Origin of the sequence: uncultured Phycicoccus sp. (genome assembly GCF_947495705.1) — a bacterium.
GTDB lineage: Bacteria > Actinomycetota > Actinomycetes > Actinomycetales > Dermatophilaceae > Phycicoccus.
In genome coordinates this window covers 22877-48294 of sequence record NZ_CANLZR010000012.1, presented here as the reverse complement: position 1 = coordinate 48294, position 25418 = coordinate 22877, and the positions used below count along the sequence as shown (strand labels likewise).

Genomic DNA, 25418 nt, shown 5'->3' with positions numbered 1-25418 from the left:
AGTCGGGCGGGGTCCCCGGCCCGGTCGCTGCTGCGACCGGGCCGGGTCACCTGTCAGACCTCTTCGACGCTGCTCGGCTCGCGCCGGGACAGGTCGATGCCGAGCTCCTCGGCGGCACGGAAGACGTCGTCCTCCGCGTCGTGCATCTCGATCGTGCTGCCGTCGCTGGACAGCACCTCGACGTTGAGGCAGAGGCTCTGCATCTCCTTGATGAGCACCTTGAAGGACTCGGGGATGCCGGGCTCGGGGATGTTGTCGCCCTTGACGATGGCCTCGTACACCTTGACGCGGCCGTTGACGTCGTCGGACTTGATGGTGAGCAGCTCCTGCAGCGCGTAGGCCGCGCCGTACGCCTCGAGGGCCCAGACCTCCATCTCACCGAAGCGCTGGCCACCGAACTGGGCCTTACCGCCGAGCGGCTGCTGGGTGATCATCGAGTACGGCCCGGTGCTGCGCGCGTGGATCTTGTCGTCCACGAGGTGGTGCAGCTTGAGGATGTACATGTAGCCCACGGACACCGGCTCCGGGAACGGCTCGCCGGAGCGGCCGTCGAAGAGGCGGGCCTTGCCGGTGCCGTCGATGAGGCGCACGTCGTCGCGGGTCGGCAGGGTGCTGTCGAGCAGCCCGACGATCTCGTTCTCACGGCAGCCGTCGAAGACCGGCGAGGCGACGCGGGTCCCGGCCGGCGCCTGGCGGGCGTCCTCCGGGATCAGCTCGGCCCACTCCGGGTTGCCCTCGATGTTCCACCCGCGGCTGGCGGCCCAGCCGAGGTGCAGCTCGAGGATCTGGCCGACGTTCATACGACCGGGCACACCGAGCGGGTTGAGCACGACGTCGACGGGGGTGCCGTCCTCGAGGAAGGGCATGTCCTCGACCGGGAGGATCTTGGAGATGACGCCCTTGTTGCCGTGCCGGCCGGCGAGCTTGTCGCCGTCGGTGATCTTCCGCTTGTTCGCGACGTAGACGCGGACCAGCTGGTTGACGCCGGGGGGCAGCTCGTCGCCCTCGTCCTTGTCGAAGACCTTGACGCCGATGACGGTGCCGGTCTCGCCGTGGGGGACCTTGAGGGAGGTGTCGCGGACCTCGCGGGCCTTCTCGCCGAAGATCGCGCGGAGCAGTCGCTCCTCGGGCGTCAGCTCGGTCTCACCCTTGGGCGTGACCTTGCCGACGAGGAGGTCGCCGTCGCGGACCTCGGCACCGATCCGGATGATGCCGCGCTCGTCGAGGTCGGCGAGGACGTCCTCGCTGACGTTCGGGATGTCGCGGGTGATCTCCTCGGGCCCGAGCTTGGTGTCGCGGGCGTCGACCTCGTGCTCCTCGATGTGGATCGAGGAGAGGACGTCGTCCTGCACCAGGCGCTGGCTGAGGATGATCGCGTCCTCGTAGTTGTGGCCCTCCCACGGCATGAACGCCACGAGCAGGTTGCGCCCGAGCGCCATCTCGCCACCCTCGGTCGCGGGACCGTCGGCGATGAGCTGGCCGGCCTCGACCCGCTGGCCCTCGTCGACCCGGACGACCTGGTTGTAGCTGTTGCCCTGGTTCGAGCGGTCGAACTTCGCGATCCGGTAGGTGCGGGTCGTGCCGTCGTCACCGGCGACGGTGACGAGGTCGGCGGAGACCTCGGTGACGACACCGGCCTTCTCGGCGACGACGACGTCACCGGAGTCGACCGCAGCGCGGAGCTCCATGCCGGTCCCGACGAGCGGGGCCTCGGCCCGCACGAGCGGGACGGCCTGACGCTGCATGTTCGAGCCCATGAGGGCGCGGTTGGCGTCGTCGTGCTCGAGGAACGGGATGAGCGCGGTGGCCGCCGAGACCATCTGGCGCGGCGAGACGTCGATGTAGTCGACGTCGTCACCGGGGATGTACTCGACCTCGCCGCCCTTGACCCGGACGAGCACGCGCTCGTGGGCGAAGCGGGTGCCGTCCTCGGTGAGGGTGGCGTTCGCCTGCGCGATGACGTGCTCGTCCTCCTCGTCGGCGGACAGGTAGTGGATGTCGTCGGTGATGCGGCCGTCGACGACCTTGCGGTACGGGGTCTCGATGAAGCCGAAGGAGTTGATCCGCCCGTAGGACGCGAGCGAGCCGATGAGGCCGATGTTCGGACCCTCAGGGGTCTCGATCGGGCACATCCGGCCGTAGTGCGACGGGTGGACGTCACGGACCTCCATGCCGGCGCGGTCACGGGAGAGACCGCCCGGGCCGAGCGCCGACAGGCGACGCTTGTGCGTCAGGCCGGCGAGCGGGTTGTTCTGGTCCATGAACTGGGAGAGCTGGCTGGTGCCGAAGAACTCCTTGATGGACGCCACGACCGGGCGGATGTTGATCAGCGTCTGCGGCGTGATGGCCTCGACGTCCTGGGTCGTCATCCGCTCGCGCACGACGCGCTCCATCCGGGACAGGCCGGTGCGGACCTGGTTCTGGATGAGCTCGCCGACGTTGCGCAGGCGACGGTTGCCGAAGTGGTCGATGTCGTCGGTCTCGACGCGCACGTCGACCGCCTCGCCGCGACGCTGACCCGGGAGGGTCTCCTCGCCGGCGTGGAGGGCGACGATGTACTTGATCGTCGCGACGATGTCCTCGAGGGCGAGCGTCGAGGTCGACAGCTCGGCGTCGACCCCGAGCTTCTTGTTGATCTTGTACCGGCCGACCTTCGCGAGGTCGTAGCGCTTGCCGTTGAAGTAGAGGTTGTCGAGCAGGGTCTGCGCGGCCTCCTTGGTCGGCGGCTCGCCCGGACGCAGCTTGCGGTAGATGTCGAGCAGGGCGTCGTCCTGGTCGGTGGTGTTGTCCTTCTCGAGGGTCAGCCGCATCGACTCGTAGTCGCCGAACTGCTCGAGGATCTCGGCCTCGGACATGCCGAGGGCCTTGAGGAGCACCGTGACCGACTGCTTGCGCTTGCGGTCGACGCGCACGCCGACCATGTCGCGCTTGTCGATCTCGAACTCGAGCCACGCACCGCGGCTCGGGATGACCTTGGCCGTGTAGACGTCCTTGTCGGAGGTCTTGTCGGCGGTGCGCTCGAAGTACACGCCGGGGCTGCGGACGAGCTGGGAGACGACGACCCGCTCGGTGCCGTTGATGATGAAGGTGCCGCGCTCGGTCATGAGCGGGAAGTCACCCATGAACACCGTCTGGCTCTTGATCTCGCCGGTGGTGTTGTTCATGAACTCGGCGGTGACGAACAGCGGCGCCGAGTAGGTCTGGTCGCGCTCCTTGCACTCCTCGATGGAGTACTTGACCTCCTCGAAGCGGTGGTCGCGGAAGCTGAGCGACATGGAGCCGCTGAAGTCCTCGATCGGCGAGATCTCCTCGAAGATCTCCTCGAGGCCGGAGCGCTCGGGGACGTCGTCGCGACCGGCCTCGAGGGCGGCGGCGACACGCTCCTGCCAGCGCTCGTTGCCGAGGAGCCAGTCGAAGCTCTCGGTCTGCAGCGCGAGGAGGTCTGGGACCTCCAGGGGCTCACGGATCTTGGCGAAGGACAGACGGCCCGAAGCCGTCAGAGCGGAGTTCACAGTGTTCGACGTGGTGCGCGAGGCAGCCAAGGAGGGTTCCTTCCACGGGCCTGATGAGCGGTGCGGTCGGCCACTCCCGACCCACCGGACGTCGTGATCCGTGACCGTCGAAGGTCTCCCGGGACAGCCGGGGGCATGGCGACGGACACGGCTCAGCGATGAGCGGAGGAAGGTAGGGGGCAGCGCAAAGAGATAGCATACCCGAAGGAGGCAGCACCGTCCAACCGGGTCAAGCCCCTACGGGCTCCCGGTGCGGCGGCCCGCAGAGCGGGCGACGCAGACAGGATGGCCCCGGACCGGCCCCCCGTCAAGCGATACGGGCTTTTCGGCGCGCCCCGCAGGCCGCGGACCGCGTGGTCAGAAGGCCGACAGCTGCTCGATGAGCCACCGGTCCTGCACCCGCTTCATCGTCGCGATGACCCGGTTCTGGTCGATGGAGGGCTGCTCCTCGCCCTCGGCGGTCTTCGCCTGGTTGACGAACACCTGGACCGTCACGGTGTCGGGCGTCTGGCCCATGACCCCGGCCTCGTAGGACCGCGCCTGCACCACCGCCTTCTCCTTCTCGGCGACCGGGGCGATGGTCTGCTCCATCGTCTCGGCGTACTCGGTGCGGAACTCGCCGGTGAGCAGCGCGGAGTTCTGCCGGGCCTGGTCCGCGAGGGTCCGGTAGTCGTAGGACAGCAGCTGCTCCAGGGCCGCGGTGGCCGCAGCCGTGGCGGCCCGGGCGTCCCGGTCCCGGGCGCCGTGGTCGCGCAGGCCGACCGCGGCCACCAGGGCGAAGGCGAGGAGCGCGACGACGAGGGCCACGAGGGGCGCGCGCAGGTCGGCCGGCGTGAGGGTCCGCGGCGCCTCCGGCCCGGCCTCGACGGCCACCGGTGCGTCCTCGGCACGGTCCGCCGTCAGCGTCCCCACCTGCGGCGATGCATCCGGCTCGGCGCCGACGGCACGACCGTGCCGACGGCGCTGGCCCGCGACCCGGGGCCGGCGACGGTCATCCGACGAACTCAAGGCGCTCCACCTTCCACGTGCCGCCGACCTCGCGCAGGCCGAGCTTGAGCCGGTACGTCTTGGTCTCCCCGTCGGGGATGTTCGTGTTCGTCGTCGGGGCGACCACGCCGACGATCACCTGCGCCGAGTCGCGGTCCCCCGAGACGAGGGCGGCCTCGGCCCGCTCGACCGTCGAGGTGGACTCGTTGTCGACGACGACGGCGCGCAGGTCGGCCAGGCTCGAGGTGTAGCCGTCGAGGAACTCGCCGGTCGCGCCGGCCTTGACCCGGGCGGTGTCCTCGTCGACGGTGCGGTGGTCGAGGGTCGCGAAGTTGACGGCGAGCTGCCGGCCGGCCGCGAGCGCCTCGCGGTGGGCCTGCTCGACCTGCCGCGCGTCGTACCAGGCCCGGCCGCCGGTGGCGGCGACGGCGACGGTGGCGGCGACGACGACGAGGACCAGGGCCCACAGCACGGGTCGCCAGAGGGCACGGACCGGGCGGTTCATCGGGCGGCCTCCTCCATGATCCAGGACCAGTCACCGGTGCCGCTGCCCGCGGGAGCGAGGGGGACCGACACGAAGGCGGCCTCGCCGTAGGCGCTCGTCCCGAGCGGCACCGGGTCCGAACCATAGGCCATCGCCAGGCTGGCGCTGCCGACGGGGCGCCGGCCCGGGGCGTTCTGGGCGCCGCGCACCGACGAGGCCGACCCACGCGGCAGGGTGCAGCGGGCGTCGGTGTTGACCGGGGGCAGGTTGGTCGTCCGGTTGGGGTTGGTCTTCGTCGTCCCGCCGTAGCCGCGGGTGCACGGCGGCGGGTCCTCGTGGAGCTGCATCCCGAAGTGAGCGGTGCCGTCGCCGGGCACGACGGTGAAGCCGCCGGCGACGACGTCCGGGTAGGTGATGAGCAGCTGGTCGATGCCGTCGACGCGGGCGCTCGTCACCTGGCCGACGGTGACGAGGTTGGCGATGAGCGTGCCGAGCGAGTCCCGGTTCTCGCGGACGACGGCCTCGAGCTCGGCGGAGGCGACCGTGCCGCGGTCGAGGATGACCCGCAGGTCCGGGTCGGACGCCTCGAGGGTCTGGGAGATCCGGGCGAGGTTGCCCGAGAAGCTGAGAATCCGGCTCGAGGTGTCGCGCTGGGTGTCGAGCACGGTCTTTCCGGACTTCAGGAGGGCGATCGTGTCGGGCAGGGCCTCGATGGCGCTCTCGGTGAGCAGGTTCCCGTCGTCGATGAGCCGGGCAAGGTCCGGGCCGGTGCCCTCGAAGCCGGTGCCGAGCTCGTCGACGACGGTCACGAGGTCCTCCTTGGGCACCGAGCGCACCGTGCGGTCGATGTCGAGGAGGAGGGTCTCGATCGGCAGCGGCGTCTCGGTGTCGGCGCGGGCGATGACGTCACCGTCCGCGAGGTACGGCCCGCCCGCGGAGCGCGGCTGGAGGTCGAGGTACTGCTCCCCCACCGCCGACCGGTTCTCGACGACCGCCCGGGTGTCCGCGGGCACCTCGGTGCCGCTCTCGAGCCGGGCGTGCACCCGGACCCCGTCGGCGCCCAGGGTCAGCCGCGACACCCGGCCCACCCGCACCCCGCGGTAGGTGACCTCCGCGCCCTCGAAGATGCCGCCGGAGCGGGCCAGGTCGGCGACGACGGTGGGCCCGGTGCCGAAGAGACGCTCGGTGAGGCCCACGTAGTTCGCCGACAGGTAGGACGTCGCGACGACCGTGATGACCGCGAACATGGCGAGCTGGACCTTCGTGAGCCGGCGGATCATCGCATGCCTCCGGTGTACAGAGCCGTCCACGACATGTCCGACCCCGAGGTGCTGCTGCTGAAGCAGACCGGCGGGCACAGCCCGCCCCCGGAGCGGGTGGGCACCGGCAGGCTCGAGGTGGGCACGGGAAGGCTCGGGACCGTGATCGTCGGGACGGGCAGGCTCGGGGTCGGCAGCGACGTCGGCAGGGTGGGCGTCGGCAGCGTCGGCCCGCCGGTGGGGGTCGGCAGGGTGAGCCCGCGCAGGTCGAGGTCGGAGGTGACCCGCAGGTTCGTGTAGTCGCCCTTGATGGTGCCGACCGCGGCATCCGGGAAGGGGTAGGTGAGGAGCAGCTCGAGCGACTGGGGCAGGTCGTCGCCGGCCTTGTTCAGCTGGCTCAGGATCGGCTCGAGGGCGGCGAGGTTGGCCAGCACGTCCTCGCGGGAGGCGCGGATCACCGTGCTCCCGACGTCGCCGAGCCGGCTGAGCGCCGTGAGCATCTCGGTGAGCTGCTCCCGTTGGTCGGCCAGGACCTTCAGCCCCTCGGGGGTCTCGCGGAGCACGGCCTCGAGCTCGTCGGACCGTTCGGCGAGGTCGGCGCTCAGCCGGTCGATGCCCTCGATGGCCCGGATGATGTCGGCCTTCTGCTCGTCGAGCCCGCCGACGAAGGTGTCGAGCTCGGCGATGAGGCTCTTGATGTCCTCGTCGTTGCCGCGCATCGCGTTGTTCAGCTCGGACTCGATGATCTTGAGCTGGCCGACCCCACCGCCGTTGAGGAGCATCGACAGGGCGGCGAGGACCTCCTCGACCTCCGGGTTGCGGCCGGTGCGCTCGAGCGGGATGAGGTCGCCGTCGCCGAGCCGCCCGCTGCCCCCGCCGTCGGGGCGTTCGAGCGCGATGTACTTCTCGCCGAGGAGCGAGGTCTGCTTGAGCTCGGCGCGGGTGTCGTCGGGCAGCTCGGCCGCGTCGGGGATGCGCATCGTCACCCGGGCCGTCCACCCGTCGAGCTCGATGTCGGTGACCTCGCCGATGGTCACCTCGTCGACCTTGACCGACGACCGGGGCACGAGGTCGAGGACGTCGGCGAACTCCGCCCGGACCGTGATGGCCCGGCCCTCGATGCTGGGGCCTCCGGGCAGCGGGAGGTCGGAGACCCCGTCGCAGGCCGTGAGGGCCAGGGCGAGGACCGCCGCGAGGGCGGTGAGGGCGCGGCTGGTGTGGGTCATCCGAGGAGCCCTCCGAGCGTGGGGTCGGCGCTGCGCAGCAGCGGGGCAGCGGCTCCCCCGGAGGTCCGGGACCCGTCCGGGATCTCGAGGTCGAGCAGGCCCGAGCGCTCGCACAGGTCGGAGTTCCCGGTGCCGGTGGGACCGGTGATGAGCGCGCAGAGGAAGAGCCCGGGCTCGTCGGCACCCTGGACCGAGGCGCGGGTGTCGAGGGTCCCGTTGGCGGCGTTGTAGGCGAGCTGGAGGTTCGAGAGCGCGACCGGGCCGGCGTCGAGGGTCTCGGCGAGCGCCGTGCGCTTCTCGGCCACCGCGCCGGTGACGTCGGCCAGGGCCGTGACGTCGTCCTTGAGCACGGCCCGGTTGTCCCGGACGAAGGTCGAGATCTCCTCGAGGGCGACGGCGAGGTTGGCCAGCGCCGCCGAGAGGTCGTCGCGCTCGTCGTCCAGGGCGGTCGAGACCGAGTCGAGGTTCGCGTTCAGCCGGCGGACCTGCTTGTCGTTGGTGGCGAGGGTCTCGGAGAAGGTGTTGAGGTTCTTCACCGTCGAGAAGAGGTCGCCGCGCCCCTGCGAGAAGGTCTGGACCGCGAGGGAGAGGTTCTCGGTGGTGTCGTGCAGCGCCTGCCCGTTGCCGTCGAGGTTCGCGGCGCCGGTGCGCAGGACCCGGGTGAGCGCGCCGTCGGAGTTCGCGCCCTCCGGCCCGAGCGCGACCATGAGGTCGTCCATGCTCTGGCTCACCCGGTCGAGCTCGACCGGCACGGCGGTGCGCTCCAGCGGGATCGTGCTCCCGCTGCGCATCCGGGGGCCGTCGGTGTACACCGGCAGCAGCTGGACGTACCGGTCGCTGACGAGCGACGGGGCGACGACGGCGGCCTGCGCGTCGGCCGGCACGGGGTGTTCGGGGGTGAACTCGAGCTCGACGTGGACGAGGTCGCCGCGGGGCTCGACGCGGGTGACCTCACCGACCTTGACGCCGAGGATGCGCACGTCGGAGCCGGGGAACAGCCCGACGGCCCGGGTGAACTCGGCACTGACGCGCACCGGCTCGGTGCGCGGCCAGAAGACGACGGCGGCGGCGACGAGCGCGACGGCGACCGCCCCGGCGACGAGGGCCGTGGACCGGGGCACGGCGCGCAGCCGGGTCGCGACGGCCGCGGGCAGCTGCGGGCGGCGCACCCAGGAGGGCAGGCTGCGGCTCATCCGCCCACCGTCCCCACCGGAACCGTGAGGTTCTGGATGTAGGTGTCGAACCAGCGGCCGTTGCCGAGGGTGTTGGCGAACAGCCGGGTGAACGGGGCCATCGCCTCGATCGTCGCCTGGAGGTCCGCCTCGTGCTTCTGGAGGGTGGCGAGCACCTTCTTGAGCTCCTCGAGCGCCGGCCGCAGCTCGGCGCGGTTGTCCCGGACCAGGCCGGTCACCTGCTTCGCCAGCGCGTTGGTGTTGGTGAACAGGGTGTGGATCGCCTCGCGGCGCCGGTCGAGCTCGGCGACGAGGAGGTCGGCGTCCTTGATGAGCCGGTCGACGGCCTCGTTCTGCTCGGCGACGGTGCCGGTGACCGAGTTCGCCGAGCGCAGCAGCTCGCGGAGCTTCTCGTCCCGGCTCGCGATGGTGCGCGACAGCCGGCTCAGCCCGTCCAGGGCCGTCCGCACGTTCTCGGGGGTGTCGGCGAACTCGGTCGCGAGGACGTCGAGGGACGCGGCGAGCTGCTCGGTGTCGATCCGCTCGGTGGTCCGGGTGAGGTCGGAGAACGCGGTGACGACGTCGTAGGACGACACGGTCCGCTCGAGCGGGATCTGGGTGCCCTCCTCCATCTGCCCGCTCCCCCGCGGCTCGAGGGCGACGAACTTCTCGCCGAGCAGGGTCTTGATCCGCACGGAGGCGGCGGTGTCGGGGCCGAAGCTCACGTCCTCGGTGACCCGGAAGTCGACCCGGACGTGGGAGCCCTCGAGGTCGACGCCGGTGATGTCGCCGACCTTGACCCCGGCGATCCGGACGTCGTCGCCGTCCCGGAGCCCGCCGGCCTCGGTGAACGCCGCGCTGTACTCGTCGCCGCCGCCGATGAGCGGGAGGCTGGCGGCGTTGAACGCCAGCACCAGGAGGACCGCGATGACGGCGAGGCCGGCGAGGCCGAGCCGCACCGTGTTGCGGTCCCGGGGGGCGCGGGTCAGGACGCGGGGCATCACGAGCACCTCGCAGCCGAGACGTTGTAGCCGAGGTTCCCGGGCGTCGGGCCGGTGGGCAGCACGAGGTTCTCCACGTCGAAGCGGCACAGGTAGAAGTTGAACCACGAGCCGTAGGTGGCGGTGCGGGTGATCGTCGAGATCTTGCCCGGGGCGGTCTCGGCGAACTTCTCGAAGGCGGCCGTGTTCTGCGGCTCGTTGAGGGTCCCCGCGAGCCGGCGCAGGTTCGCCACGTCGCTCTTGATGTCGGGGCGCCCGGCCTGCAGGAGGCTCGCGGTGTCGCCGGTGAGCCGGTTGATGTTGGTCAGGGACGCCCCGATGGCCTCCCGGTCCTGCGCGAGGCCGGAGACGAACCGCTGCAGCTGGGCCAGCAGCTCGGCGAAGGCGGCGTCGTTGGCCTCGACGGTCGTGAGCACCGTCGTGAGGTTGTCGATGGTGCGGCCGATGACCTCGTCGCGGTCGGCGAGCGCCCGGGTGAGCGAGGCGGTCTGGCCGAGCAGGGAGTCGATGTTGCCGCCCTCGCCCTGGAGCACCGAGATGATCTGGGCCGACAGCTCGTTGACGTCGGCCGGGGACAGCGCGGCGAAGAGCGGTTTGAACCCGTTGAACAGCAGCGTGAGGTCGAGTGCCGGGTGGGTCCGGTCGAGCGGGATCGTCCCGTTCTCGGGCAGCGTCGCGGCGTCGCCCGGCTCCTGGGTGAGTGCGATGTACCGCTCGCCGACGAGGTTGCGGTACTTGATCGTGGCGACCGTGCCGCGGGTGAGCGAGGTCCTGCGGAGCACCTCGAACCTCACCTCGGCGTTGGTCCGGTCGCCCGCCACGGTGATGTCCTTGACGGTGCCGACGCGCACGCCGGCGATGCGCACGTCCTGGCCGGACGCCAGCCCGGTGACGTCCTCGAAGACGGCGGTGTAGCTGGCCTTGTCGCCGGGCAGGATGTTCGCGATGGTCGCCGCGAGCACCCCCGTGGCCAGCACGGTGACGACGACGAAGACGACGAGCTTGACCAGGCTCGGGGTGGTCCTCACTGGTTCACCACCTTCCCGCGGAGCATCGGCCCGGCGAGGAGGGTGGTCAGGGCCGAGGGCTCACCCGTCCCGTGGGCGGCCAGGGCGATCGCGACGACCTGCTGCTCCTGGCGCGTGCCGGCGAGGCCCGAGTCGACGCCGGGGACGGCGACACCGGCCCGGGCGAGGAGCGCCGACGGCAGCGCCGAGCCGGAGCCACCGCCGTAGCCGTCGGCGAAGGTGTACCCGGGGCGGGGGTTGCGCTGCCCGGTCTTCGGGGACGGCAGGTCGTAGCACGTCGGCCCGCGGTCGTCGTTCCACGCCGGCTCGTCGCCGGGGCGGTACCCGCCTCGCTGCGGCGGGGTCTCGAGGGTGATGTGGAACTGCGAGTCCGAGAACACCTCGCGGATCCGCGGCAGCCAGGTGACCATGCCGGTCGCCAGGCAGGGGTAGACGGGGGCGTGCTTGGCGAGCACGGCGAGCGTGGGCCGCTGGACCCGGCCGACCTGGATGATCCGGTCGTCGTTCTTCTCGAGGAACTCCGCGGTGGTGTTCGCGAAGCCGGCGGTCCCGGCGAGGAACCCGGCCAGCTGGCCCTTCTTCTCGACGATGGTCGTGTTCGTCGTGCGGAGGGCGTCCATCGCGGTCAGCAGGTCCGGGGCGGCCTCGGCGTAGGTGCTCGCGAGGTCGGCGAGGCCGCTGATGTCGGCCTGGATGAGCGGCATCTGCGGGTTGAGCTCGGTGAAGTACCGGTTCACGAGGACGAGGTTCTGGCCGAGCGTGGTCCCCCGGCCGTCGAGCGCGGTGGCGAGGGCGTTGAGGGTGGCCGCGAGCTTCTCGGGCTTGACCGTGCGCAGCAGCGGGAGGAGCTCCTCGAAGACGCGCTCGAGCTCGATGGCGACGCTGCTGCGGTCCTGGGGGATGACGTCGCCCTCGCGGATCGGGCGCCCGGCCTCCCCTGCGGGGGCCACGAGGTCGACGTACCGCTCACCGAAGAGGGTCTTGGGCAGGAGCCGGGCACTGACGCCGGCGGGGATGAGGTGGACGCGCTCGGGCTGCAGGGCGAGGGTGAGCGTCGCGCCGTCCGGCCCGGAGGCGATCGCGCGGACCTCGCCGACGATGACCCCGCGGACCTTGACGTCGGCGGCCTCCTGCATCTGGTTGCCGATGCGGTCGCTGCGCAGCGTCACCGTGACGACGTCGGTGAACGCCTTCTGGAACGTCGCGATCGACAGGCTGACGAGCAGGGCGAGCACGACGAGGAAGGCGACGCCGTAGGAGCGTTCGCGCAGGCCGGCGAGGAGTCCGCGGGTCATCCGGCGATCCTCACCGTCGTCGTCGCGCCCCAGATGGCGAGGCTCACGAAGAAGTCCACGATGTTGATCGCGACGATCGAGGTCCGCACCGCCCGGCCGACCGCGACCCCGACCCCGGCGGGCCCGCCGCTGGCGGTGTACCCGTAGTAGCAGTGGATCCCGATGATGACGATGGCGAAGATCAGGACCTTGCCGAAGGACCAGAGGATGTCCTCGGGGGGCAGGAACAGCTGGAAGTAGTGGTCGTAGGTGCCCTGGGACTGCCCGAAGTACTCGGTGACGATGAAGCGGGTCGCGGCGTACGAGGACAGCAGCCCGACGACGTACAGCGGGATGACTGCGACGAAGCCTGCGATCATCCGGGTCGTCACGAGGAACGGCAGGCTGGGCACGCCCATGACCTCGAGGGCGTCGACCTCCTCGCTGATCCGCATCGCCCCGAGCTGGGCGGTGAAGCCGCACCCGACGGTGGCCGCGAGCGCCAGCCCGGCGACGAGCGGGGCGATCTCGCGGGTGTTGAGGTAGGCGGACACGAAGCCGGCGAACGCCCCGGTGCCGAGCTGGTCGAGCGCGCTGTAGCCCTGCAGCCCGACCTGCGAGCCGGTGAAGAACGCGAGGAACCCGAGCACCCCGACGGTGCCGCCGACGACGGTGAGCGCGCCGGTGCCGAGCGAGACCTCGGCGAGGAGCCGGACGACCTCCTTGCGGTAGCGCATGAGGGTCCGCGGCACCCAGCGGATCGAGAGCACGTAGAAGCGCATCTGCTCGCTGAGGGAGTCGAGCAGGCGGACGGGGGCCTGGGCGGCGGTGCTGAGTCGGGTCATCGGCGTCAGATCTTCTGGGGGACGACCTGGAAGTAGACCGCGCTGATGACGAAGTTGACGACGAACAGGAGCATGAAGGTGATGACGACGCTCTGGTTCACCGCGTCGCCGACCCCCTTGGGGCCACCCCCCGCGGTCAGGCCCTTGTAGGAGGCGACGAGGGCGGCGATCGCCCCGAAGATCAGCGCCTTGATCTCGGAGGTCACGAGGTCCGCCGTCTGAGCGAGCGCCGTGAACGAGGCGAGGTAGGCCCCCGGCGTGCCGCCCTGGACCTGGACGTTGAAGAAGTAGCCGCCGGCGACCCCGACGACGGAGACGAGCCCGTTGAGCAGGGCCGCGACGAGCATCGTCGCGAGGACGCGCGGGACGACGAGACGCTGGATCGGGCTGATCCCGAGCACCTCCATCGCGTCGATCTCCTCGCGGATCTTGCGCGAGCCGAGGTCGGCGCAGATGGCGGAGCCGCCCGCTCCCGCGACGAGGAGTGCGGTGACCAGCGGCGAGGCCTCGCGCACCACGGCCAGGACGGACGCGGCGCCGGTGAAGGACTGCGCGCCGAGCTGGCGGGTCAGGGTGCCCAGCTGGAGGGCGATGACCGCGCCGAACGGGATCGAGACCAGCGCCGTGGGGACGATCGTCACGGACGCCACGAACCACGCCTGCTGGATGAACTCCCTGAGCTGGAACGGGCGGCGCGGCGTCGCCTTCACGACGTCGACGACGAGCCCGAAGAACGAACCGGCCTCGCGGACCCCCCTCGCCACCGCCGTCATGCGCCGACCCCGGAGCGGACGCCGGGGACCCCCGCGGTGGAGGAGGTGAAGCTGCCCGGGGGCGGGGTGACCCCGTGCTCGCGGCACCACGCGCCGGCCTCGCGCTCGGCCCGCCGGGGCGTGCCGTCGCTTGTCGACAGCTGGAGCGGGATGGGCGGCAGCGGCGGCAGCTCCTGGCCGGACTCGGCGGCGAGCTCGTCGGCGTCCTTCTCCTCGGACATGCCGATCGGGCCGATCGTCTGGGCGTTGAGGAACTGCCGGACGACGGGCTCCTCGGACGACAGCAGCATCTCGCGGGGCCCGAACATCGCGAGGTGCTTGTGGTAGAGCAGCCCGATGTTGTCGGGCACCGTGCGGGCAGTGTTGATGTCGTGGGTGACGATGAGGAACGTCGCGTCGATCTGCGCGTTGAGGTCGACGAACAGCTGGTTGATGTAGGAGGTGCGGACCGGGTCGAGGCCGGAGTCGGGCTCGTCGATGAGGAGGATCTCGGGGTCGAGCACGAGCGCCCGCGCGAGGCCGGCCCGCTTGCGCATCCCGCCGGAGATCTCGCCCGGCAGCTTCGTCTCGGCGCCGGAGAGCCCGACGAGCTCCATCTTCTCGCGGACGACGGCCGCGATCTCCTTCTCGCTCTTGCGGGTGTGCTCGCGCAGCGGGAAGGCGACGTTGTCGAACAGGCTCATCGAGCCGAAGAGGGCGCCGTCCTGGAACAGCACCCCGAACAGCTTGCGGACCTCGTAGAGGGCGTCCCCCCGCAGCTGGACGAGGTCCTGCCCCTCGATGACGATGGACCCGGCCTCGGGGCGGATGAGCCCGACGAGCGTCTTGAGGAACACCGACTTGCCGGTCCCCGAGGGCCCGAGGAGCACGCTGATCTCCCCGGCGGGGAGGGTGAGGGTGACGTCGTCCCAGATGAGCTGGCTGCCGAACTGCTTGGTCAGCCCGCTCACCGCGATCTCGACGCCCATGTCGACCCTTCTTCATCGTCCGGCCACGCGACGCGCCAGGAAGTTACCGATCGGTATCCCCCGGGCGCCGGTCCATCAGACCATGTGGGCGGCTCTGGGGCAGCGTTAGAAACTGACCATTTCCTCGGCACGGAGGTCAGCCACACCCGGCCCGGGACACAGCGATGGGGCCCGACGTGATGTCGGGCCCCACCGGTGGTGTGGCGTCAGTCCCCCGCAGGGGACGGGCTCACTTGAGGGTGACGGTGGCGCCGGCGCCCTCGAGCTGCTCCTTGGCCTTGTCGGCCGCGGCCTTGTCGACCTTCTCGAGGACGGCCTTGGGGGCGCCGTCGACGAGGTCCTTGGCCTCCTTGAGACCGAGGGAGGTCAGCGCGCGGACCTCCTTGATGACGGCGATCTTCTTGTCGCCGGCAGCCTCGAGGACGACGTCGAACTCGTCCTGCTCGGCGGCCTCGGCGGCGTCGCCGCCACCGGCGGCGGGGGCGGCGGCACCGGCGACCGCGACGGGCGCGGCGGCGGTGACGTTGAAGGTGTCCTCGAACTGCTTGACGAACTCGGAGAGCTCGATGAGGGTCATCTCCTTGAAGGCGTCAAGGAGCTCGTCGGTGCTGAGCTTGGCCATGATGGTCCTTTCGTGCTGAATATGCCGTGAGTGGCGGGTTGTGTGGTGGGCCGGCCCGAAGGGTCAGCCCGCGTCGCCACCCTCGGCGACGTCGGTGGCCTCGGCCGCGGGGGCCTCGGCGGGGGTCTCATCCGCAGCCGCGGCCGGGGCGTCGGCGGCAGCAGCCACCGGACCCTCGGTCTCGACCTTCGCCCGCAGCGCGTCGACCGTGCGAGCGGCCTTCGAGAGCGGAGCAGCGAACAGGTAGACAGCCTGGCTGAGCGAGGCGTTCATGGCGCCGGCCAGCTTGGCGAGGAGCACCTCGCGGGACTCGAGGTCCGCGAGCTTGGTGATCTCCGCGGCGGAGAGGGTCTTGCCCTCGAGCACGCCGCCCTTGATCACCAGGAGGGGGTTGGCCTTGGCGAAGTCACGCAGACCCTTGGCAGCCTCCACCGGGTCGCCCTCGACGAAGGCGATCGCGGACGGGCCGACGAGCTGACCGTCGAACGCGGTCACCCCGGCGTCCTTGGCGGCGAGCTCGGTCAGCGTGTTCTTGACCACGGCGTAGGTCGCGTTGCCACGCAGGGAGTTGCGCAGCTCGGTGAGCTGAGCCACCGAGAGTCCCCGGTACTCCGTGAGGACGGCAGCGTTGGAGCTCTTGAACTTCTCCGAGAGCTCGGCGACAGCCGCAGTCTTGTCGGCACGTGACATTCGGGCCTCCTTCCGTCGGGTCGGACCGTCGGGCGAGGGGCCTGCACAAGGGAAGAGCCCCGGCACAGGGCACGGGGCTCGTCAGGTCTCGCGGCTCGCGCAGAGGTGCCTGGGCGATGGCGTTCGTGAACGTCGTGTCCTGCGCTGGCGCCCCACCGGTGGCGGGACCTTCGGTCTCGTGCGGGTGCACGCGACAACCGGCGGTCTTCGGTCGAGCCCAAGGTTACGGGACACGCGGGCCCGTCCCCAAATCGGCCCGGCGACCCTGCGGACGGCACGAGCCCGCCGCCCCGTGACGGGGCGGCGGGCTCGGGTGCGGTGGCGTCGCCTCAGGCGTCGACCGGCTCCTCGGTGAGGTTCTTGGTCTTCGTCGCGTCGAGCGGGATGCCCGGGCCCATCGTCGTCGACAGCGTCGCCTTCGTGATGTACCGGCCCTTGGAGGAGGCCGGCTTGAGCCTCAGGACCTCCTCGAGGGCGGTCGCGTAGTTCTCGACGAGCGACTTCTCGTCGAAGGACGCCTTGCCGATGATGAAGTGGAGGTTCGCGTGCTTGTCGACGCGGAACTCGATCTTGCCGCCCTTGATGTCGGTCACGGCCTTGGCGGTGTCCATCGTGACGGTGCCGGTCTTCGGGTTCGGCATGAGGCCGCGGGGACCGAGGACCTTGCCGAGCCGGCCGACCTTGCCCATGAGGTCCGGGGTCGCGACGACGGCGTCGAAGTCGAGCCAGCCGCCGGCGACCTTCTCGAGGAGCTCGTCGGAGCCGACGTAGTCCGCGCCGGCCTCCTTGGCCGCCTCGGCCTTGTCACCGTTGGCGAAGACGAGGACGCGGGCGGTCTTGCCCGTGCCGTGCGGGAGGTTGACGGTGCCGCGGACCATCTGGTCGGCCTTGCGGGGGTCGACCCCGAGGCGCATGGCGACCTCGACGGTCTCGTCGTACTTCGCCGACGCGACGTCCTTGGCGATCCGGACGGCCTCGAGGGGGGTGTAGACCTTGTCCGCGTCGATCTTGTCGCTGGCGGCGCGGTAGGACTTGCTGCGCTTCATGTGCTGCTCCTGGTGTGTCGTGGTGGAGTCGTGGTCGTCGGGCCAGCGCCGGCCCTGCCACATCGGGTGAGCCGGGCTCAGAGCTCGGTCTCGATGCCCATCTGCCGGGCCGTGCCGGCGATGATCTTCATCGCGGCGTCGACGTCGTTGGCGTTGAGATCGGGCATCTTGGTCTCGGCGATCTCGCGGAGCTGGTCGTTGCTCAGCTTGCCGGCCTTGGTCTTGTGCGGCTCGCCCGAGCCCTTCTGGACGCCGGCGGCCTTCTTGATGAGCTCGCTGGCCGGCGGGGTCTTCGTGATGAAGGTGAAGGACCGGTCCTCGAAGACGGTGATGACGACCGGGATGATGTTGCCGCGCTGGTGCTCGGTCGCCGCGTTGTACGCCTTGACGAACTCCATGATGTTGACGCCGTGCTGACCGAGGGCGGGGCCGACGGGGGGCGCCGGCGTCGCGGCACCGGCCTGGATCTGCAGGCTGATGTAGCCGGAGACCTTCTTGCTCTTGGGGGGCATTGACTAGTCCTCTTTCGGTGGTGATGGGCCGACGCCGTGGGCGATGACCCCTTTGCAGTGTCCTCGGGCCTCGAGGAGAGGCTCCTTCGCTCAGATCTTGGCGACGTCGCTGAAGGAGAGCTCGACCGGGGTCTCCCGGCCGAAGATGGAGACGAGCACCTTGAGCTTCTGCGTCTCGGCGTTGATCTCGGAGATCGTCGCCGGCAGCGTCTCGAAGGGGCCCGACATGACGGTGACGGACTCGCCGACCTCGAAGTCCACGACCGTGGACTCGGAGGCGGACGCCCCCGACGAGGAGGGCGCGCCGCTGGTACCGGCCGGGGCAGGGGTCGTGAGGTCGGCGGGCTTGAGCATCGTGAAGACCTCGTCGAGGGTCAGCGGCACCGGCTGGTGCGCGTTGCCGACGAACCCGGTGACGCCGGGGGTGTGCCGCACGGCGCCCCACGACTCGTCGGTGAGGTCCATCCGGACCAGGACGTACCCGGGCATCCGGACCCGGCGGACGAGCTTGCGCTGCCCGCCCTTGATCTCGGTGACCTCCTCCATCGGCACCTCGACCTCGAAGATGTAGTCCTCCATGTTGAGGGACTGCGTCCGGTTCTCGAGGTTGGCCTTCACGCGGTTCTCGTAGCCCGCGTAGGAGTGGATGACGTACCAGTCGCCGAACTTGCCGGCGAGGTCGTCCTTGAACGCCTGGACGGGGTCGACGGCCTCGAGGACGTCGCCGTCCTCGTCGGTGACCGGCGCGTCGGAGTCGGCCTCGGCCTCGGCGGTCTCGGGCTCGACGTCGGCCTCGGTCTCGGGCTCGACGTCGGCCTCGGCGGCCTCGGTCTCGTCCGCGGCCTGGGCGGCGTCGAACGCCTCAGCGGCGTCGGCGTCGGCCTCCTGCACCGGGGTGTCGTCGACCGGCGCCTCGGGCGCGGGCTGCTCGGGGGCAGCGTCGGGCGTCACCTCGGGGGCGTCCTCGGACGCCTGCGCGGGGGTGTCGGTCCACTGGTCGGACACGGATGACCTCTTCCTTCGTGATGCGGGATGCCAGGTGGCGGGCTCGGGCGCGGGGTGCGCGTCAGGAGCCGAGGACGAACCCGACGAGCTTGCTGAAGCCGAAGTCCATGCCCGACACGAACGCCATCATGACGACGACGAAGACGATGACGACGATCGTGTACTGCCACAGCTCGGCGCGCGTCGGTCGGACGACCTTGCGCAGCTCGTCGAGGATCTGGCTGACGAACAGCGCGAGCGCACGGAACCACCGGGACACGGGGTTGCCGCCCTTCTCCGAGCCCTTGGCGGGCTTGGAGGGGGTCCTGGTCTGACCTACGTCAGTCACGGTGCCTCTTCACGTCGGAGCTGCTCTGTCGGTTGCCTTCGGCGCGGCACGCCCGCGAAGGCAGCCCGAGGAGCGGGCCGCGTTTCGTGGACGTACCACACGTGCGACGCAGGGCAGGAGGGACTCGAACCCCCAACCGCCGGTTTTGGAGACCGGTGCTCTACCAATTGAGCCACTGCCCTGTGGAGTCCCAGGTTGGGGCGGGACCCCGGACGGACTGACCGGTCCCGGGCAGGCCGGAATGGTTCAGCGCCGAACGGACAGCATACGTGACGGGCGGCGTCCCGCGCGAACCCGGTAGCGCCGCCCGATCCGCGAACCGGCAGGGGCCCGCCGGCGGTGCCTCTGCCACGATGGGAGCCGTGAGCACCGCAGCCGAGTCCCGTGTCCCCCTGGCCGAGCGCTCCCCCGAGGAGCTGCGCACCTTCCTGTCCGGGCAGCGCGACGCGTACGCGGCCCTCGTGGGCCGGGGGCTGAGCCTCGACCTCACCCGCGGCAAGCCGAGCGCCGAGCAGCTCGACCTGTCGGCGGCGCTGCTGTCACTGCCCGACGGGCACCGCGACGGCGCCGGGACCGACGTGCGCAACTACGGCGGCCTCGAGGGCCTCCCCGAGCTCCGGGAGATGTTCGCCGAGCTGCTCGGGGTCGACTCCGAGCAGATCGTCGCCGGCGGCAACGCGAGCCTGACGATGATGCACGAGGTGCTCGTCTACCACCTGCTCCACGGCGGGGTCGACTCGCCGAGGCCGTGGAAGGACGAGGAGAAGGTCACCTTCATCTGCCCGGTGCCCGGCTACGACCGGCACTACACGATGCTCGAGTCGTACGGGATCCACATGGTCACGGTGCCGATGCTCCCCGACGGCCCGGACGTGGCCGCGGTCGAGGCCATCGTCCGGGACGACCCGAGCGTCAAGGGGATGTGGATCGTCCCCACGTACGCCAACCCGGCCGGCTCCGTGGTCACCCAGGAGGTCGCGGCCCGGCTCGCGGCGATGCCGGCGGCCGCCCCCGACTTCCGGCTCTTCTGGGACAACGCCTACGCCCTGCATCACCTCACCGAGGACGAGGCGAAGTCCGCCGACATCGTGTCGCTGGCGGCCTCCGCGGGGCATCCGCACCGCCCGGTCGTCTTCGCGTCGACGAGCAAGATCACCTTCGCCGGGGCCGGTGTCGCCTTCCTCGCCGGGTCCCGCGAGACGGTCCGGTGGTACCTCGGCCACCTCAAGTTCGCCTCGATCGGGCCGGACAAGGTCAACCAGCTGCGCCACGTCCAGTTCTTCGGGTCCCCCGACGGCGTGCGCGCCCACATGGCCAGGCACCGCGACATCCTCGCCCCGAAGTTCGCGGCCGTCGACGCGGCCCTGACCGCCGAGCTGGCGGGCCTCGGGGTCGCCGAGTGGACCCGCCCGCGCGGCGGGTACTTCGTGAGCCTCGACGTCCCCGACGGGTGCGCGTCGCGGGTCGTGCAGCTGGCCAAGGAGGCGGGCATCGCCCTCACCCCGGCGGGCGCGTCCTTCCCGCACGGCACCGACCCCCGCGACCGCAACATCCGGCTCGCCCCGTCGTTCCCGGTCCTGGCGGAGGTCGAGACGGCGATGGCCGGGGTCGCGACGTGCGTGGCCCTCGCCGCCGCGGAGCAGCTCGCCGGCGACGAGGGCGTCGTAGGCTGAGGACATGTCCGAGTCCCCCGAGCGCCCCGAGCCCCTCGAGCCCATCGACGGTGACCAGCTGCAGCCCGAGGACACCCTGATCCAGGAGGACGTCGACGACGTGCTCGACCGCGGCTACTCCCCGCCGGACGTCGACCGGTCGCGGCGGCACGGCCTGACGGTCGAGGAGCAGCACGCCGGCGAGACCATCGACGAGCGCATCGCCCAGGAGGAGGTCGACCCGGCCTCCGCGTACGGGGCGCCGCACAACGAGTCGGGCCTGGACGAGGACCGGGTCGGCGGTGACGACCCCGACGCGATCGACGCCGAGGACGACTGGCTCGGCGACGGTGAGGTCGGCGATGTGCGCGCGGGCCGTCTCGTGGCCTCCGACCGGGGCACCGGCGAGGACGAGGAGAAGGACCTCGTCGGCGAGGACGTCGGTGTCGACGGCGCCGCCGCCTCGGCCGAGGAGGCCGCCGTGCACGTCATCGACGAGGGCACCATCCGGGAGTGAGCACGGCAGCCGGCGGCGCCACCCCCGCGCCGCGCCCGGTGGGCACTCTGCCCAAGGCGCACCTGCACCTGCACTTCACCGGCTCGATGCGGGTCGAGACGGTCCGTGAGCTGGCCGAGCAGCACGGGCTGCGACTGCCGGCGGCGCTGCACGAGGACTACCCGCCACGGTTCGAGACCGCCGACGAGCGCGGCTGGTTCCGGTTCCAGCGGCTGTACGACATCGCGCGGGCCTGTGTGCGTGGCGAGGCCGACATGCGCCGCATCGTGCGCGAGGCCGCCCTCGACGACGGCGCCGAGGGGTCGCGGTGGCTCGAGATCCAGGTGGACCCGACCTCGTACGCCCCGTTCGTCGGGGGCATCACCCCGGCGCTCGAGATCGTCCTGGACGAGGCCGCCGCGGTGTCGCGGGAGCCGGGGGCGGCGCAGGTCGGGGTGGTCGTGGCGGCGTCGCGGATGCGGCATCCGCTGGAGGCCCGCACGCTGGCCCGGCTCGCGGCCCGCCACGCGGGGTCCGGGCCGGGGACGGTCGTCGGGTTCGGGCTCTCCAACGACGAGCGCCGGGGCGACACCGTGGAGTTCGGGGCGGCGTTCCGGATCGCCCGCCGGGCCGGGTTGGCCTCGGTGCCGCACGCCGGTGAGCTGCTGGGGCCGGAGGCGGTGGCGGCGACGCTGGCGTCGATGGCGCCGGACCGGCTGGGGCACGGCGTCCGCTCGGTCGAGGACCCGTGGGTGCTCGAGCGGGTGGTGACGAGCGGGGTGGCGCTGGAGGTGTGTCCCGGGTCGAACGTGTCCCTCGGGGTGTACGACGAACCCGGCGACGTGCCGCTGCGGCGGCTGCTCGAGGCCGGCGCGACCGTGGCCCTCGGTGCGGACGACCCCCTGATCTTCGGGTCGCGGCTCGCCGCGCAGTACGACATCGCTCGCGAGGTCCACGGGATCGACGACGCGGGGCTCGCGGGTCTGGCCCGGGCGTCGCTGGCGGCGAGCCGGGCGCCGAGCGATCTGCGGGCCGCGGCGGAGCGGGCCATCGACGCCTGGCTGGCGTAGCCGCCGCGCCGGGGAAGAACCACTCCCCCGCGTCCTCTCGTTCGCCCCACCATCCGGGGCAACCGACAGCCGTTCGCCCCAGCACTCTCGTTCGCCCCACCATCCGGGGCAACCGACAGCCGTTCGCCCCAGGACTGTCGCCAGCCCCAGGGGGTGGGGCAGATGAGAGTGGCGGAGTGGGTACCGATGACCGGGGGTGGTTGGTCGCCCACAGGGCCGCCCCGGGCCGGGCCATGGTCCACAGATCGCGGATCGTCCCTGTGCTGCGTGCCTCGGCGTCGCCACGCTCCCAGGCATGCCGACACCGCCTCCACTCACCTATCCGACCTTCGCCCTGGACCTCCTCCGCGCCCGGGCGGCGCTCACCGTCGCCGACCACGTCGGGCTGGCACTGCGGGCGCACCGGCGCGTGCTGCGGATGAGCCAGCGGGCCTACGCCCGCCACCGCGGCTGGTCCAAGGGGCATCTCTCGCGGCTGGAGGCCGACGCCGGCCGCCTCCGGCTCTGCGACGTCGCCGCAGCGCTCCGCGGCACCGGCTACATCCTGGCCCTGTGCCGCGAGCCGGCACCACCACGCGGGCCGGACGAGCCGGCGCCGGCCGCGGCCGTGGTCCGGCCCGAGCACTGGTCCCGCACCGAGCTCCTCGCCCGGGTGCGCGACGGCAGTCGCCGCTTCCCCGCCCACCACCGCACCCGGCAGGTCACCTACCCGCCCTCGTGGTGGTGGGCCACCGAGGCGACGTACGTGCATTCGGTCGCCCCGGACTGGTACGCCCCGCGCCCCGCGCCGGGACTCGACCCCGACGCCGACGCCGACACCGACGCCACCGGCGGCCGCGCCAGCGGCGCCGCCTGACCGGCGCTCCGGGACTAGAGCGTCTCCCCGAGCAGCACCGGCTCGTTGACGAGGTCGACACCGAACGCGGCCCGGACCCCGTCACGCACCTCACGGGCCAGCGCCACGACGTCCGCCGCCCGCGCCTCCCCCCGGTTCGTCACGGCCAGCGTGTGCTTCGTCGAGAGCGCGGCCGGGCCCGGCAGGCCGTACCCCTTGCCGAAGCCGGCGCGCTCGATGAGCCACGCCGCCGACGTCTTGACGTTGCCGTCGGGGTCGGCGAACCGCGGCGGCGTCGGGGTGTCGGGCCCGAGCCGCTCGACCACCCGCGCCTCGAGCGCGGCGAAGTCGTGAGCCCCGAGCACCGGGTTGGTGAAGAACGACCCGCAGGACCAGGTGTCGTGGTCGGAGGCGTCCAGGACCATCCCCCGGCGCCGCCGCTGCTCGAGCACCGCGGCCCGGGCGTCGGCCAGCGGCACCGTCGCCCCCACCTCGACGCCGAGCTGGGAGGCGAGGTCCGCGTACCGCACCGGCCGCGACATCGTGCCGGGCACCAGCTGGAACATGACGTCGAGCACGACGTACCGGTCGTGGCCCTTGAACACCGAATGGCGGTACGTGAAGTGGCAGTCCAGCGAGGTCATCGTGCGGACCCGCTGCTCGGTGCGGTCCCACACCCGGACCCGGGCGATCGTCTGGGCGACCTCCTGGCCGTAGGCGCCGACGTTCTGGATCGGGGTCGCCCCGGTGGACCCGGGGATCCCCGAGAGCGCCTCGACCCCCGCCCAGCCCTCCGCCACGGCCCGCTCGACGAACGGGTCCCACGGCTCGCCCGCCGCCACGACGACGTTGGCCCCGCCGCACGAGTCGGACGAGTCGACGGCGACCCCGGTCGTCGCGACCTTGACGACCGTCCCGGCGAACCCCTCGTCGGGCAGGACGAGGTTGGAGCCGCCCCCGAGGACGAGCAGCGGCTCGTCGGCGTCGTCGACCTCACGGACGGCGTCGACGAGCTCGTCGGTGGTCTCGGCGAGGACCATCCGCGCGGCCGGGCCCCCGACCCGCATCGTCGTGTGCCCCGCGAGGGGCTCGTCGGCGAGCTCGCGCATCAGTCGAGACGCACGACGGCCACGCAGCGCCCGAGCACCTTCTGCCCCTCGCTCGTCGCCAGGACGTCGACCGTGACCCGACCGGTGTCGGCGTCGACCGCCTTGACGGTGCCCTCGACGACCACCTCGGCGCCCGAGGAGGGGACGACGATCGGCTTGGTGAAGCGGGTGCCGTACTCGACCACCCGGCCGGCGTCCCCGGCCCACGCGGACACGACGGACCCGACGGCCCCCATCGTCCACATGCCGTGCGCGATGACGTCGGGCAGCCCGACCGAGCGGGCGAAGTCCTCGTCCTGGTGGATCGGGTTCTGGTCCCCGGAGGCGTTCGCGTACGCGACGAGGTCCGCACGGGTGACGGGGACCGTCACCGGTCCGATGGTGTCGCCGACGGTGACCTCGGCGAGCGGGCGGGCGGCCATCAGTCCTCCCCTCCCCGGACCACGATGGTCGAGGTGCAGGTGGCGAGGGCCTCCCCGCCGGTGGTCGAGAGCTCGGTACGGGTCGTCACCATCGCGTGGCCGCCGGCCTGGCGGACCTGGTCGACGGTGAGGGTGCCCAGCACCTCGTCGCCGGCGGTGATCGGCCGGTGGTGGACGAAGCGCTGCTCGCCGTGGACGACCCGGCTGTAGTCGATGCCGGCCTCGGGGTCCTCGACGTAGGCGCGGTCGGCGGCCTGCGCGAACCGCACGGCCAACGTCGGGGGCGCGATGACGTCGCCGTACCCGGCGGCCCGCGCCGCGTCGGGGTCGGTGTGGACCGGGTCCTGCGAGCCGACCGCGGCCGCGAAGGCGGCGATGAGCGCGGCATCGACGGGATACGGCCCGCTGGGCGGGTAGGTACGTCCGACGAAGTCGGGGTTCACGGCCATGTCGCCCACTCTAGGGGCGGGCCCGCACCGGGCCCCAACGCCGGACACGCGCGAGGCCGCCGGCACCATGCGGTGCGGGCGGCCTCGTCGTGCGACGCGCTGGGGTCAGCGGGTCTCGCGGTGCGCGGTGTGCGACTTGCAGCGCGGGCAGAACTTCGCCAGCTCGAGCCGGTCAGGGTCGTTGCGGCGGTTCTTCTTCGTGATGTAGTTGCGCTCCTTGCACTCCGTGCACGCCATGGTGATCTTGGGGCGGACGTCGGCGCTCTTGCTGGCCACGGGGCAACCTGCTCTCGGAAAACGTTGGGTGGATCTCGGGCGGCGGCGCGGGCGCGGGACAGCCCACGCGCGACACCAGCACAACAGGGTACGCGACCCCGGCATTCCCGGGAAATCGCGACTCGTGCGTAGCGGGAGCGGGGCTCGATCCCGCGACCTCACGATTATGAGTCGTGCGCTCTAACCAGCTGAGCTACCCCGCCTTGGGGATCGACCGGGGACCCTCTCGGGGAGCGGGCTCCGGCCGGACCAGAGCCCCCTGTCGGAATCGAACCGACGACCTTTTCCTTACCATGGAAACGCTCTGCCGACTGAGCTAAGGGGGCGGGCGAACCGGGGTGGAAACCACCCGGCAGCGCGACCGAGACATTACACGG

Annotated in this window: 26 protein-coding genes and 3 tRNA genes; 4 read left to right on the top strand and 25 right to left on the bottom strand. The window is 71.7% G+C overall.

The features are described 5' to 3' along the window. Nucleotides 1-53 precede the first annotated feature (53 nt). The 19 genes from rpoB to Q0963_RS14800 all read right to left on the bottom strand — a co-directional run bounded on the left by rpoB (nt 54) and on the right by Q0963_RS14800 (nt 18914). The gene (gene rpoB, locus Q0963_RS14890; RefSeq protein ID WP_299447507.1) at nt 54-3542 is read right to left on the bottom strand and encodes a DNA-directed RNA polymerase subunit beta; all 3489 of its coding nucleotides are present in this window, start codon (nt 3540-3542) and stop codon (nt 54-56) included. Between the two features lie 327 nt (nt 3543-3869). Continuing rightward, nucleotides 3870-4520, bottom strand: a complete 651-nt coding sequence (locus Q0963_RS14885; protein WP_299447505.1) for a hypothetical protein — start codon at nt 4518-4520, stop codon at nt 3870-3872. Next, nucleotides 4504-5004 (bottom strand): hypothetical protein, encoded by a 501-nt coding sequence (locus tag Q0963_RS14880; protein ID WP_299447503.1) that lies wholly within the window; start codon nt 5002-5004, stop codon nt 4504-4506. The genes Q0963_RS14885 and Q0963_RS14880 overlap by 17 nt, the downstream gene beginning before the upstream one ends. Further along, on the bottom strand, nt 5001-6263 hold the full coding sequence (locus Q0963_RS14875) for an MCE family protein (protein ID WP_299447501.1): 1263 nt from the start codon (nt 6261-6263) through the stop codon (nt 5001-5003). The genes Q0963_RS14880 and Q0963_RS14875 overlap by 4 nt, the downstream gene beginning before the upstream one ends. Next, nucleotides 6260-7468, bottom strand: coding sequence for an MCE family protein (locus Q0963_RS14870; RefSeq protein WP_299447499.1), 1209 nt, complete (start codon nt 7466-7468; stop codon nt 6260-6262). Before Q0963_RS14870 ends, Q0963_RS14875 begins: the two co-directional genes overlap by 4 nt. Continuing rightward, nucleotides 7465-8661, bottom strand: coding sequence for an MCE family protein (locus Q0963_RS14865; RefSeq protein WP_299447497.1), 1197 nt, complete (start codon nt 8659-8661; stop codon nt 7465-7467). The genes Q0963_RS14870 and Q0963_RS14865 overlap by 4 nt, the downstream gene beginning before the upstream one ends. Further along, nucleotides 8658-9641 carry an MCE family protein gene (locus Q0963_RS14860; protein ID WP_299447495.1) on the bottom strand — a complete coding sequence of 328 codons (984 nt, stop codon included), beginning with the start codon at nt 9639-9641 and terminating at the stop codon, nt 8658-8660. Before Q0963_RS14860 ends, Q0963_RS14865 begins: the two co-directional genes overlap by 4 nt. Beyond that, entirely contained in the window at nt 9641-10669 is a 1029-nt protein-coding gene (locus Q0963_RS14855; protein WP_299447493.1) for an MCE family protein, read from the bottom strand. Before Q0963_RS14855 ends, Q0963_RS14860 begins: the two co-directional genes overlap by 1 nt. Then, nucleotides 10666-11964: an MCE family protein gene (locus Q0963_RS14850; protein ID WP_299447492.1), complete on the bottom strand. Its 1299-nt coding sequence runs from the start codon at nt 11962-11964 to the stop codon at nt 10666-10668. Before Q0963_RS14850 ends, Q0963_RS14855 begins: the two co-directional genes overlap by 4 nt. Continuing rightward, nucleotides 11961-12788, bottom strand: coding sequence for an ABC transporter permease (locus tag Q0963_RS14845; RefSeq protein WP_299447490.1), 828 nt, complete (start codon nt 12786-12788; stop codon nt 11961-11963). Before Q0963_RS14845 ends, Q0963_RS14850 begins: the two co-directional genes overlap by 4 nt. Nucleotides 12789-12793: 5 nt before the next feature. After that, a complete protein-coding gene (locus Q0963_RS14840) occupies nt 12794-13561 on the bottom strand; it encodes an ABC transporter permease (protein WP_299447488.1) in 768 nt (255 codons plus the stop codon). After that, a complete protein-coding gene (locus Q0963_RS14835) occupies nt 13558-14529 on the bottom strand; it encodes an ABC transporter ATP-binding protein (protein ID WP_299447486.1) in 972 nt (323 codons plus the stop codon). The genes Q0963_RS14840 and Q0963_RS14835 overlap by 4 nt, the downstream gene beginning before the upstream one ends. A 229-nt stretch (nt 14530-14758) precedes the next feature. Further along, a complete protein-coding gene (rplL, locus tag Q0963_RS14830; protein WP_299447484.1) occupies nt 14759-15151 on the bottom strand; it encodes a 50S ribosomal protein L7/L12 in 393 nt (130 codons plus the stop codon). A 63-nt stretch (nt 15152-15214) separates the two neighbouring features. Next, complete coding sequence (rplJ, locus tag Q0963_RS14825) at nt 15215-15841, bottom strand: 50S ribosomal protein L10 (RefSeq protein WP_299447482.1); 627 nt, start codon at nt 15839-15841, stop codon at nt 15215-15217. A gap of 329 nt (nt 15842-16170) precedes the next feature. Continuing rightward, complete coding sequence (rplA, locus tag Q0963_RS14820; RefSeq protein WP_299447480.1) at nt 16171-16887, bottom strand: 50S ribosomal protein L1; 717 nt, start codon at nt 16885-16887, stop codon at nt 16171-16173. A 77-nt stretch (nt 16888-16964) separates the two neighbouring features. Further along, complete coding sequence (gene rplK, locus Q0963_RS14815; protein ID WP_299447478.1) at nt 16965-17399, bottom strand: 50S ribosomal protein L11; 435 nt, start codon at nt 17397-17399, stop codon at nt 16965-16967. 90 nt (nt 17400-17489) lie between these two features. Beyond that, a complete protein-coding gene (nusG, locus tag Q0963_RS14810) occupies nt 17490-18290 on the bottom strand; it encodes a transcription termination/antitermination protein NusG (protein ID WP_299447690.1) in 801 nt (266 codons plus the stop codon). 175 nt (nt 18291-18465) lie between these two features. Next, nucleotides 18466-18732 carry a preprotein translocase subunit SecE gene (gene secE, locus Q0963_RS14805; RefSeq protein WP_299447476.1) on the bottom strand — a complete coding sequence of 89 codons (267 nt, stop codon included), beginning with the start codon at nt 18730-18732 and terminating at the stop codon, nt 18466-18468. Between the two features lie 109 nt (nt 18733-18841). After that, nucleotides 18842-18914 (bottom strand) — tRNA-Trp (locus Q0963_RS14800). 171 nt (nt 18915-19085) lie between these two features. On the opposite strand from Q0963_RS14800, the gene Q0963_RS14795 reads away from it, so the two are divergent. The 4 genes from Q0963_RS14795 (at nt 19086) to Q0963_RS14780 (ending at nt 22806) form a co-directional block, all read left to right on the top strand. Then, the gene (locus Q0963_RS14795; protein WP_299447474.1) at nt 19086-20405 is read left to right on the top strand and encodes an aminotransferase class I/II-fold pyridoxal phosphate-dependent enzyme; all 1320 of its coding nucleotides are present in this window, start codon (nt 19086-19088) and stop codon (nt 20403-20405) included. A 4-nt stretch (nt 20406-20409) separates the two neighbouring features. Continuing rightward, nucleotides 20410-20901: a DUF5709 domain-containing protein gene (locus Q0963_RS14790; RefSeq protein WP_299447472.1), complete on the top strand. Its 492-nt coding sequence runs from the start codon at nt 20410-20412 to the stop codon at nt 20899-20901. Then, on the top strand, nt 20898-21950 hold the full coding sequence (locus Q0963_RS14785) for an adenosine deaminase (protein ID WP_299447470.1): 1053 nt from the start codon (nt 20898-20900) through the stop codon (nt 21948-21950). Before Q0963_RS14790 ends, Q0963_RS14785 begins: the two co-directional genes overlap by 4 nt. A 295-nt stretch (nt 21951-22245) precedes the next feature. After that, nucleotides 22246-22806, top strand: coding sequence for a hypothetical protein (locus Q0963_RS14780; RefSeq protein WP_299447468.1), 561 nt, complete (start codon nt 22246-22248; stop codon nt 22804-22806). Between the two features lie 14 nt (nt 22807-22820). On the opposite strand, the gene Q0963_RS14775 is transcribed toward Q0963_RS14780, so the two are convergent. From Q0963_RS14775 to Q0963_RS14750, 6 genes are all read right to left on the bottom strand, one after another. Further along, complete coding sequence (locus Q0963_RS14775) at nt 22821-23894, bottom strand: UDP-N-acetylmuramate dehydrogenase (protein WP_299447466.1); 1074 nt, start codon at nt 23892-23894, stop codon at nt 22821-22823. Continuing rightward, nucleotides 23894-24316 (bottom strand): MaoC family dehydratase, encoded by a 423-nt coding sequence (locus Q0963_RS14770; RefSeq protein WP_299447464.1) that lies wholly within the window; start codon nt 24314-24316, stop codon nt 23894-23896. The genes Q0963_RS14775 and Q0963_RS14770 overlap by 1 nt, the downstream gene beginning before the upstream one ends. After that, the gene (locus Q0963_RS14765; protein WP_299447462.1) at nt 24316-24765 is read right to left on the bottom strand and encodes a MaoC family dehydratase N-terminal domain-containing protein; all 450 of its coding nucleotides are present in this window, start codon (nt 24763-24765) and stop codon (nt 24316-24318) included. Before Q0963_RS14765 ends, Q0963_RS14770 begins: the two co-directional genes overlap by 1 nt. A 105-nt stretch (nt 24766-24870) precedes the next feature. Continuing rightward, the gene (gene rpmG / locus Q0963_RS14760; protein ID WP_299447460.1) at nt 24871-25041 is read right to left on the bottom strand and encodes a 50S ribosomal protein L33; all 171 of its coding nucleotides are present in this window, start codon (nt 25039-25041) and stop codon (nt 24871-24873) included. Between the two features lie 129 nt (nt 25042-25170). Continuing rightward, a tRNA-Met gene (locus Q0963_RS14755) sits at nt 25171-25244 on the bottom strand. 50 nt (nt 25245-25294) lie between these two features. Then, a tRNA-Thr gene (locus Q0963_RS14750) sits at nt 25295-25367 on the bottom strand. Nucleotides 25368-25418 lie beyond the last annotated feature (51 nt).